9 protein-coding genes and 1 pseudogene are annotated in these 10754 nt (G+C 35.3%); 3 read left to right on the forward strand and 7 right to left on the reverse strand.

Features of this window, described 5'->3' with window-relative positions; translation table 11 throughout:
- Positions 1-796: 796 nt before the first annotated feature.
- The 3 genes from K737_RS12010 to K737_RS12015 form a co-directional block, all read right to left on the reverse strand.
- Complete coding sequence (locus K737_RS12010) at positions 797-931, reverse strand: IS630 transposase-related protein (RefSeq protein WP_152531078.1); 135 nt, start codon at positions 929-931, stop codon at positions 797-799.
- A 323-nt stretch (positions 932-1254) separates the two neighbouring features.
- A complete protein-coding gene (locus K737_RS03770) occupies positions 1255-3060 on the reverse strand; it encodes an ABC transporter ATP-binding protein (RefSeq protein ID WP_200863608.1) in 1806 nt (601 codons plus the stop codon).
- Positions 3061-3268: 208 nt separating this feature from the next.
- On the reverse strand, positions 3269-3631 hold the full coding sequence (locus tag K737_RS12015; RefSeq protein WP_006292345.1) for a transposase: 363 nt from the start codon (positions 3629-3631) through the stop codon (positions 3269-3271).
- Between the two features lie 810 nt (positions 3632-4441).
- Between K737_RS12015 and K737_RS12020 the strand changes: the two genes are divergently transcribed.
- Positions 4442-4579: a hypothetical protein gene (locus K737_RS12020; RefSeq protein WP_407636451.1), complete on the forward strand. Its 138-nt coding sequence runs from the start codon at positions 4442-4444 to the stop codon at positions 4577-4579.
- A 172-nt stretch (positions 4580-4751) separates the two neighbouring features.
- Here K737_RS12020 and K737_RS03780 read toward each other — a convergent pair whose 3' ends face one another.
- Together K737_RS03780 and K737_RS03785 are read right to left on the reverse strand one after the other, a co-directional pair.
- Positions 4752-5546 carry an outer membrane protein assembly factor BamD gene (locus K737_RS03780; RefSeq protein WP_006292348.1) on the reverse strand — a complete coding sequence of 265 codons (795 nt, stop codon included), beginning with the start codon at positions 5544-5546 and terminating at the stop codon, positions 4752-4754.
- A gap of 48 nt (positions 5547-5594) precedes the next feature.
- Complete coding sequence (locus tag K737_RS03785; RefSeq protein WP_023490407.1) at positions 5595-5879, reverse strand: hypothetical protein; 285 nt, start codon at positions 5877-5879, stop codon at positions 5595-5597.
- Between the two features lie 1246 nt (positions 5880-7125).
- On the opposite strand from K737_RS03785, the gene K737_RS03790 reads away from it, so the two are divergent.
- The gene (locus K737_RS03790; protein WP_006292354.1) at positions 7126-7416 is read left to right on the forward strand and encodes a co-chaperone GroES; all 291 of its coding nucleotides are present in this window, start codon (positions 7126-7128) and stop codon (positions 7414-7416) included.
- A 13-nt stretch (positions 7417-7429) separates the two neighbouring features.
- Positions 7430-9094: a chaperonin GroEL gene (groL, locus tag K737_RS03795; RefSeq protein ID WP_006292358.1), complete on the forward strand. Its 1665-nt coding sequence runs from the start codon at positions 7430-7432 to the stop codon at positions 9092-9094.
- Between the two features lie 287 nt (positions 9095-9381).
- Here groL and K737_RS03800 read toward each other — a convergent pair whose 3' ends face one another.
- Together K737_RS03800 and K737_RS12025 are read right to left on the reverse strand one after the other, a co-directional pair.
- A complete protein-coding gene (locus tag K737_RS03800; protein ID WP_006292360.1) occupies positions 9382-10164 on the reverse strand; it encodes a thioredoxin domain-containing protein in 783 nt (260 codons plus the stop codon).
- 252 nt (positions 10165-10416) lie between these two features.
- Positions 10417-10556 (reverse strand): annotated as a pseudogene (locus K737_RS12025) (IS5/IS1182 family transposase); the annotation flags it as partial.
- Positions 10557-10754: the final 198 nt, after the last annotated feature.

Raw genomic sequence — 10754 nt, forward strand, 5'->3', positions numbered from 1 at the left:
AAAAAAGTGAGGGGGAGTATGATCCATACCAAAACTTACTTCCGCCTTTACAGCCAATTTCCGCCTACTTGTCCTTTGCTACACTCGGAAAAACTTCATTATTTAACTTATCAAACTTTTGCTTTCTTTCCTCGTCTCTTTCCTCTCATAAACTAGCTTTGGATATTAAATGACTTGCATCCACAAACGTAAGTACCTCACTCATATACCCTGCACTTCGTAGCTGATCTCTGAAAATTGCAAATATTTTTGACAACAGATTTGTTCCTATCTTCTTACGCATCCTGCTAAATACCCTGTGATCAGGTGTTGATTCTATTAAGCTAAAATCACAAAATCACTTCGCAGCATTGCTATCTGCAAGATACCTCTCGGGTTCACGATCAGACATATCTTCCATAAACTGTAGCACCAGACATTTAAATAACCGTAATACTCCGCATCCCTTCTAGTTAGCTTTACTTTCTACCGCTACACTTCATCCTTAACCTTATTAAAGCTGAATATTGATTTAAATTTCCTATACTGATGGTCCTTACTTACTAACTCTTCTAAACTTACCATTGTTATTTGCGTGCTCGACACTTCTTTCACCTTGCCTTGATTTTTTCCTTCTTATACCAAAAATTACCTTATCTCGCAACACTCCCATACAGAACAAATACTTGCGTTAAATAGTTTTGCTATTTCAGCTCATTTCTTATCTCTATTGGCTGGAACGTAAATCCTTAGCTTCTCTGGGGCTATTTTATCTTTACTCCAACCGTGGGGTAGACCTAATTATCCCTTCTTTTTTTTATCTTATACTCCCCCTACTTACGCTGCTTTTACTAACTTTAAATACTTTGTATGGCGTTTTTTGATCGTTACCAAGTTGAATATATTCTATTAATTGCTTTCTTAGATCGAAGCTGTATTGTTTCTTCGTCATTTTCTGTTAAAAATAGCACCACGCTGTCCCACTTTCAAGCTAAATTACTATACATACTTTTTTGCTAAAAAAATTTTATTTTTTCATAGAATCAAAAAGATTTTTCTCTATAAGAAAAATCTTCGTTTTTAAAGCCACATTCTTAAGCCTAAGTCCAACTTTTTCTTTGGATTCCCGAACCTTTTCTTCTTTTTGTGATTCGCCAACCTCAACACTCTATGTTACGCAATGCCAATGGGAAGCCCATGTGTTGTTCGAACTTCTTCTTGTTAATAAAATTCTGCTATCTTTCCTTAAAATTAAACGTGGCACTATCATCATAATTAATCTTCTACTTTCTCATCACCCAAAAAGCCACCAACTTGGGCATCCCATAAGTGTTTATAAAGCCCTGTTTTTGCAAGAAGCTCAATGTGAGTGCCGTCTTCTACGAGCTTACCTTTATCGAGGACAATAATTCTGTCAGTATGTTTGAGAGTGGATAACCTATGAGCAATAGCTATGACAGTTGCACCGCTGCTATCTAAAAGTTCATTAATAGATTTCTGGATTAATTGCTCTGTATGGGTATCCAAGCTACTTGTTGCTTCATCTAGGATAAGAATAGGTGCATTTTTTAAAATTGCACGAGCAATTGCGACTCTTTGTCTTTGGCCACCGCTTAACTTAACGCCACGCTCACCAACAATAGTATTGTATCCTTGCGGCATTGCAATAATATCATTATGTATTCTTGCTTTGATGCATGCGGATATGATCTCTTCCTCAGTGGCATCGTACTTTGCCAGTTTTAGATTATCCATGATACTTCTATGAAACATTGTAATATCTTGTGGTATTATTGATATTAATTTGCGCAATGAATCTTGTGTTATATCTCTAATATCTTGATCTCCAAGGAATATACCTCCCTCTGTCACATCAAAATACCTCAGTAAGCATTTGATCATAGTTGTTTTGCCTGCACCTGATGTACCAACAATACCAAGCCTTTCTCCTGCTCGAATTTTTAAGTTAAAATCATGCAACACTAATTTGCCATTTTCTCCGTAGCTAAAGTGAACGTTTTGATAATTTATGGAGCCTTCAAACACAGCTAAGGCTTTTGCATTTTCTTTATCCTCTACGTCAAGCTTTGTATTAATAAAGGAATAGGAAGATTTAATTTGTGCCATTTTTGGGTTTACATTAAATAAAAGATTCTCTAAAAAGGCATCAAGCTGCGCATGAATTTTAAGCGTAATCATAGCGATAAAAGCAAAACTACCTGCGCTAATATCGCCATTCTTAAAGAGGAAAGCTAATAAATATATTTGCACAGCATTCAGCGTAACTACCATTAACGTGTCTGCATTATCTACATAATACGCATCAAATTGACGGGTTTTATAATCCCACGCTCTCCATTTATTTATTGCGGGGGTTAGCTTTAATTTGAATTCCGATATTAAATCGCCAATTACCTTGATGCCAAAGATATTGGCAATTGAATCGTTAATAATCCCCATAGCTTCTTGCTTAGCATTAACATAAGATTCTTGTAGCTCCAATTGCCTTTTCAGCAATAAATATATTATTGGCGTATAGATTATAACAAACAATCCCAGGACCAAGCCTGTAAGCACATTGACATGCAGTATAAAAAATAGGGTAATTATAATCGTGACGATGATATGAAAAGTTTTAAACAAACAAGTAATTAACGTAACCATTCCATCCTGGAAGTCTTCAATTTTACTAGATGTCTCTCCTGATAAATGAGAATCAAACCAATGAAGTGAATGTCCTATTGTCTTGCTATAAATATCTTTAACTACATACTCTAAGATCGCAGGCTTATATTTAATATCAAGGCAACGTTGTGCAAAATACGAACCGTGATGCAAAAATTTATACAATACAAAAAGAAAGAGTAAATATCTAAGATTGTCTGCGTTATTAGATGATATGGCATCGATGATTTCTTTAATTTTATAATCAACTGAAATTTCACACCCACCTGCAACCACGGCTATGACAATAAGTAAAGCGATGTATAGTTTATAGTATTTAGTAAATTTCCAAACATACTGTTTAAGTCCAGCCTTCCCATGTAAATCAAAAAGTGTCGTCATTATACTCAATTCCAAAATTATTTTATTTCCTCTCATGCGCAGCTTTATCTTGACATACTTTGCTGTTTTATACAAATACATTCTGTGCGTAGACAGTATGTTTCGTGCAAACAATTGTTTTAAAGGAGATCATTTACATGTATCAGCACAGAGTCACTATCAACCCACAACATGCGCAAAGCAATTAACTGGAAAGTCATACAGCTAAATCAGTATAAAAAGATTACGAAAAATGGAATTGAAATAAGTGATCAATTGAACAAGTTAATGTTCTTCGTATGTGTTTTGCTTGGGGCCATTTTTTCTCAATAGAATTGAGATCAGGGGAATAATGAGGAAAATAAAGCAAACTATTCCCCGAATCTTTTAGCATTTTTTGCACTGCTTTCCCTTTATGGATAATGGAATTATCCGTAACACTACCGTTTTCTTTTGGAAGGTTTGGTAATAAAATCTGCTGTACCCAAGATGTAACCCCTTGTGTAAGCCAGATATCAAACCAATTGCAATTTATAGATTTGCCAATTAAAGCGCCTATGGGATTTGTTCCCCCCTTTGCTCCCCAGAGGTATGAGAGCCATAGCACCGCTTACCTTTATCAGAGTATTCATGCGTTCTTGGTATATCATGAGCAAAACCACTTTCATCACTATAACCTACCTGCTTAATCTTCCTTTTTCAATGCTTAAATTTTTTGGCAAAACATAGATCTTTTCTCTGGATCGGATGATTGAGAGTTTTTTTATATATCTCTCCTAAACGGTGTTTTGCATATCTTATACCAGAAGCGCTGACTTCTAACCTCTTAGCCTTTTCATAGCTAAACTATCTGAAAATTCTTCTGTATAATTTCTCTTTGTCTAATTTTGTCCATGGTTTATTTCTTTTGTTGACTCCTTCAAGAGTTTTTGTCCATATCTCTGCTGCTGATTTAGAGATGCAAAATCTAGCGGCTACTTTTTTAAATGATAACCCGTGATTTATTTTTAATACTTTTTTCTAAAATCTAATGAATATGTCATAATTTTTATTATATTATTTATTACATAAGTATAACTTTATCCAGCTTCATGGTCATATTTTTTTTATGATGTTTTAGTTATAATTTATAAAGAATGCGCAGGCCACAAAGGCCATGTCTTTGATGAAGCAAGGTTTGGAACTGATTCTAGAAAAGCGCATGGCTGGTTTAGCAAGGGCACCAGGCCTAGGAGGGGCGATCGCTTGGATATAAGAATTTTTATCTTTACGGAGCGGATTGAATCAGCTGCAGGGGAGAATTTTAGTGTAATCATGCCGCATAGCGATTCAGCATGCATGAATACATATTTTTCTGAGCTAGCCAAAGTATTTGTGATGATAAGATAGCATTTTCTGGATCAAGTAGAGTTTATACTTGCCTCTTTATTCACCTGAGTTACCTCCTGTAGAGATATTTTGGCTACATATCAGGCAAAACATCCTGAATACTCAGATGTACGAGACAAAGAAAATCTTGAAAATAGTTGTGCCAATTTATGCAGAAGCTACCTGATGTTGCGGTGCAATTAATTTGTAATGCAACCTATCTGTCCATTTAGTAATGGGATACGGTATTACTTAACACACCTTATTTTTGCGTTTTTATTAAATTCTCAAAAAACACTGAAAAAACCAACTTGTTAGGGCGGGCTTTAAGCTAATAGCACTACGACACTATGAAGAAATTATTTTTTTGGTAGTTTTTCACAACAAGGTACCATATTTTCGGAAGCTAGAAGCTCTTTTGCCATAGAAGCCCAATGATCTTTGGGAAAGTTGTACTTTAAAAGAGTAAAAGTTTTATAAGTAAGTCCGGGAAATCCTAAAACAATATGACATTCTACCAGCCTATAAAGTGCTTCAGGAATCAATGCGCTCTTGGGGTAACTTCCTACGAGGAAAGAAAGTCTCTGAAAAGCAGAAATAAATTCTTTTCTTTTCATATAATCTTTTATGATAAGCATTTCCTGGCATGCAAGATGCTCTTGAATAAAGTCTATCTTTACTTCTGCGTCTCTTGCGTAATCGCTATAAGGGAAACGTTGACAAATCTCTTGAAATCCTTGAAGTGCTAAAAGGGCATTCTCACTATCCCGCTCTGGAGAAAGCATGTCTGTATAATAACAAAGAGCTCTAAGGTAATGTGCGTACTTTGCGCTAGGAGATGCTGGATGTAACGCTAAAAACGTTTCTAAGGTTGCAATAGATTTAGAAAATTCTTGAGCTTTAAAAGAACAATATGCAGACATAAGTTGAGAATGAGGTGCCCAAGACGAATAGGGGTACTGACGCTCTATTTCATCAAAATTCAAAGACGCTTCTTTAAAATCTTCTTTCTTAAGTTCATTCACAGCTTTTTTATACAACGTGCTTAACGGTTTTTGTTGATAAATACGCTCAGAATCTCTGCATCCCGAAAAAACCATCAAAAAAAGCCAAAGATAAGACAGTGTTTTCCATCTATTTGCAAATGTTAACATTTTTCTCACCTTTTTCCTCTATATTTTAAATTGACCATAGTAAATACTTTATCTTCCGTAGGTAACTAAATAATAATTTTTAGGAATCATCCCAAGAATTTGCCACCCCATTTGTTCTAACAAATCTGAATCGATTTCTTGATCAAACAAAGAAATTTTTCGTTCCAGTCCTTCTTTTTTTTTTTCTAAAAATTTAACTTTTTCTCGCTGATGGATAAGGAGCGCACGCTTTTCCTTCCATATTAAGCATCCACGCCCTCCGTACATACTAAAATAAGAAAAATACATACTCATTCCTAAGAAAAAAAAACTTAATCCCCAGTGTGCTTGCATAACCACTTAATGTGTCAACAAAATATTTAATTCCTCACATTACACCAGAAATTTAAAAAAAATTCAAGTCTGTACTGTGCTGAAAAACGTGTGATTATAGAAAATTAAAAATTTTTCATTAAAAATTAAATATGTTTATATAGAAAAAATCTATAAGTTAAATTTAGCGTTTGAAAAAAGTAAGAAATAGTATCTAAAAACCTATTAACGATTTAGTCTGTTTGAGTTCAATCCTTAACTTCAATATTTTTTTATGGAATCTGTAATGTTAGGAGAATAAGGAGCCAGATAGGTAATTTTATAGCCAAAGCTTCATACAAACTATTAATAAAGGATGTATCGGGAAGCTTTACTTGATTTTAAGCGTAATCTATTATGGAGAAAAGCAAAAAAAGTTAAGGGTTAAAAAGATGGAAAAGAGTTTTCGTGTAAGGATTACATTTCGTTGGTAGAAAAAAAAGTTTATCCCACACTAAATTAAATGATACTTCTACCTGACTGTGTTAAAAAAACATTAAGGAGTGTCCTTGATGCGTACTACTAACTGAGCGTATCAAGCGTCTAGGTGTAAGCTAAAAAGATATTTTTCAGCGCTAAAGCTTTTTTTGGAGAGAGATATAAAAATCTTGGTACTTTACTAGTTTGTGTGAACAAACTTAACGCAAGCAAATCGAGAACACCGAAAAAGTTAAAAAATGTAAGGAAAATTAGTAAGTACCCCCTTTAAAATTGTTATTTTTTAAGTCTTACGATATTTTTTTTCGAAATTAATATTTTCTAAATTTTAATGTAGATAGTGCTATAATTAGGGAAAGGGTAGCATTGGATTAAGAAATAACGAAGTAGTGATATCCTAACAAATTGTCACAAAAAATACGTCTAATAGACAAGTTATTTTTTTGATTTTTTACCCTAGTTAATCTAAAAAAACCTTTTCTATTTAACGGCTACCAATGATTTTTGTTTTTTGATTTTATTATGTTTTTATTATTAATGTAAATAATAATTATGATAATATTTAAGAAAAAAGGGGAATGCAAAGTCTGCTGATCCAACTTGTGTCTAAAGAGTATACGAAAATTCCAAACGCGAAAAACGCCTTGGAAACAATCCTTTAAAAAAGCATACTTTTTCTATTTTTCCTCTTGCATTAATAGTTCGTGTGTGTTAGGATGAAAACTGTAATTAGCACTCCGTTGCCGTGACTGCTAATTTTCTATATCGGTAAACAAATATGGAGGAACTCATGACTAAATTTAAACCTTTAGGAGACCGTATTCTTGTAAAGCGTGCAGAAGCGGAAGAAAAAACTGCAGGAGGAATCTTAATTCCCGATACCGCAAAGGAAAAACCTATTGAAGGTACCGTAATTGCAGTGGGACCAGGTGCAAGGGATGCACAAGGAAATCTTATGCCCCTAGAAATAAAGGTGGGAGATCGCATCCTGTTTGGAAAATGGTCTGGTACAGAAGTTAAATTAGCTGGTGAAGACCACATTGTGATGAAGGAATCCGATGTGTTTGGTATTGTAGCGTAAAAGGAGGAAGCATATGTCAGTAAAACAGATTGCATTTGGATCAAAAGTTGGAGAATCTTTACTTAGCGGAGTTATCAAGCTTGCCAATTGTGTCCAAGTTACTTTAGGGCCTAATGGACGTAATGTATTAATTGAGCAGTCTTTTGGTGATCCTAGAGTCACAAAAGACGGTGTGACGGTGGCAAAGCATGTAGAGTTAGAAGATCGTTATGAAAATTTAGCTGCTCAGTTAGTAAAAAGCGTTGCTTCAAAAACTGCAGATATGGTTGGGGATGGAACTACGACAGCTACTGTTCTTGCTCGAAGCATTTACAGTGAAGCATTCAAGGGAACTTCTGCCGGAATGAACTCTATGGAGCTTCGCTCTGGAATTGATTACGCTGTTGAAGTAGTCGTGGAAAAATTAAAAGATCTTTCTACGTCTGTAAAAGGAAATTATGAAAAAATTGCGCAAGTTGCAACAGTTTCCGCTAATGGTGATGCGGAAATTGGCGATATGATCGCACAAGCTATGGAAAAAGTTGGTTCTGATGGTGTTATAACCGTAGAAGAAGCAAAGTCTTTCAAAACCGAGCTAGATGTTGTCCCAGGTATGCAGTTTGATCGTGGATACATCTCTCCCTACTTCATTACTCGACAAGACAAGGGCGTGGCAGAATTAGAGCGATGTTATATTTTATTATACGATGGAAAAATTAGCAGTGCTCAGTCTTTGCTTCCTGTATTAGAAAAAAGTGCAAAAGAATCCGCAAGTCTTTTGATTATCGCAGAAGATGTTGAAGGGGAAGCCTTGGCTATGCTGGTGGTAAACAAGATTCGTGGTGTTCTTAAAGTGGCAGCGGTTAAGTCTCCTGGATTTGGAGACCGTAGAAAAGCTATGCTGGGCGATATTGCAGTGTTAACTAATGGGTATGTTGTCAGCTCTGAAGTGGGAATGCGGTTAGAAGACGTTCGAATAGAAGATCTTGGAAGAGCAGATAATGTTGTAATCGAAAAAGACAATACTACAGTGATTGTCAACGGGCCGGTGCGTTCTTCTGTTAAAGAACGATGTGATAAGATTCGATCAGAAATTAATGACGCTACTTCTGATTACGATAGAGAAAAGCTTCAAGAGCGTTTGGCCAAACTGTCTGGTGGCGTAGCAGTCATTCGTGTGGGAGGTGCTACAGAAGTAGAGTTAAAGGAACGTAAAGATCGCGTCGAAGATGCAATGCATGCAACAAAAGCTGCTGTAGAAGAAGGAATTATCCCAGGGGGTGGAACTGCATTCTTACGCTGTGTAAAGTCTCTAGAAGATGCGATTAAGAGCGCAGAAATTCAAGAACGTGGGCGAGATTTCGTTTGCGGTATTAATGCGGTGAAGGCTGCACTTTCTGCTCCTTGTCGTCAAATTGCTCACAATGCTGGTAAAGAAGGGGGAGTTGTAGTATCTGAGGTCTTGAAAGCTTCTAACGTAAACATTGGGTACGATGCGCGTCATGATCGATATGTGGACATGATAGAAGCGGGTATTATTGATCCTACTAAAGTAGCAAGGACAGCTTTGCAAAATGCAGGATCTGTTTCTGGATTGCTTAATACCACAGACGTTATTATTGCTCAAATCCCTGAAAAGGAGAAACCTGCAATGGGTGGCGGCATGGGCGGCGGTATGGGCGGTGGCATGGATTTTTAGGAAGTAGCTTTTTCTAAAGTATCCGTGTTACTGAAACTATTCAGCTTTTTTCTAAGCTATAAATTAACTTTTTATTCATGTGCTTGTGTCTTTTCGGCAAGCACATGAAAGAAGTAAGAATAAGTGTTTAAATTCTTTACACTTATTTTAGTGATAAAACCTTAAATATTTGGCAATCAGTATTTTTTTAAAACCGTGTAGGTGTAGAATAAAAAAGGATTGCCAAAGAGTTAGAAAAAATTCAATATAGAAACAAAAAAATTCAGGACTTTTCCTTTAATTTTCTATCATTTTATGCTTAGTTTTACTCTTAGGGCTTGGCTTAGCAATCCAATATGGCTAGGATTTCCTAAAATAATATCTTTTAATTCTTTTTTGTGTTTTTTAGAACTTTTTTTGCACAAAGCAATTACTGGAAAACTTTCCATATTAAGTTTTGAGATGTATTGGGCACATTTTTTCGAGTGATGTTCTACTTCTGGACAATTCATAATTTCAGAAAAAGATTTTTCCGAAATTTCAGGGTGATGCTGCGCAAATAGTTTGGGCCAATCCAACGCTTCTACAGGATTAAAGCGTGTATCAATAATCCCTAATGTTTTTTCGAGACCGTCATTCTTTTTTATTTTATGTGCTGCCATTAAAGCCTTTATAGCGCAGTGCGAAGCAGAATTCGTAGGGGCATAAACAATACGAACGTCTGTGTGGTTTCCAAAAAATTTTTCTTTTTCTAGTTGAATCAAGTTTTTAATTAAAGAACGGCAGTGAGGACAGTAAGGAGAAACAAAAGCAATAACAGAATTTTCAACCTTAGAGGTGTTTTCTGTTTCTGTTAAAGGAATGCTTGGAATAGAATCTAGCTCTATATTTTGTAATGATTTTTTTAAAATTTCTTCTTCTGAATCGACTCCTTGGTTTTTTCCTGCTCCGTAATGGTAGCTCATTTGAGCTAAAACATTGAACATTTCTGGATTTTGTTCAAACATTTCTACAATTTCTTCTGGGGACACTTTTGCAAAACCTTTAACGGCACACATTCCAAATAAAAAACAAAAAAATATTTTTTTCATTACATACCAAAAACTTTTTTCAACAGATATATATAAGCAGATCAAAATCAAAAAGAAGTAAAATTCTCTCTATGAAGTCAGGAATATAAGGAGGGTTCAATTAGGATAGAAAGAATTAATCTTCAACTTAATAAGCCAGAATTTTCTGCGAAAAAGAAAAAAACGATAAGGCGTGTACCGGTTGGTAAAAAATAATTATACTTTTGAATAATTATTTAAATATCTTTTTAGCCTATAGCTAAGAACCTGTATTCATGATTTAGCTAACCTTCTTAATAGGATCATGGAATGGGCTATCATATTCATGTTTTCAGCAGTCGCTAGGGCAATTTCATAATCTTTAGATACCCTTTTTGCAAATGATTTAGCCATGCAAATGTTCTTTCGACGATCTAACGCTTTGGAAGTATGCCCCATCTATAGTTTTATTCAATATAGTTCTACGCAAATGCCTCCATGGGTTTTCTATATCCAGCATCTGCACACACTTCCTTTAATGTAGAATATTTTTGCACCGCTTCCCAAAAAACTCTGCACCCAGCACCTGTGTCATTGGCCTTATGAACCGTGATATGGAGCAGATTGCCTTG

Origin of the sequence: Holospora undulata HU1, assembly GCF_000388175.3 — a bacterium.
Classification (GTDB): domain Bacteria; phylum Pseudomonadota; class Alphaproteobacteria; order Holosporales; family Holosporaceae; genus Holospora; species Holospora undulata_A.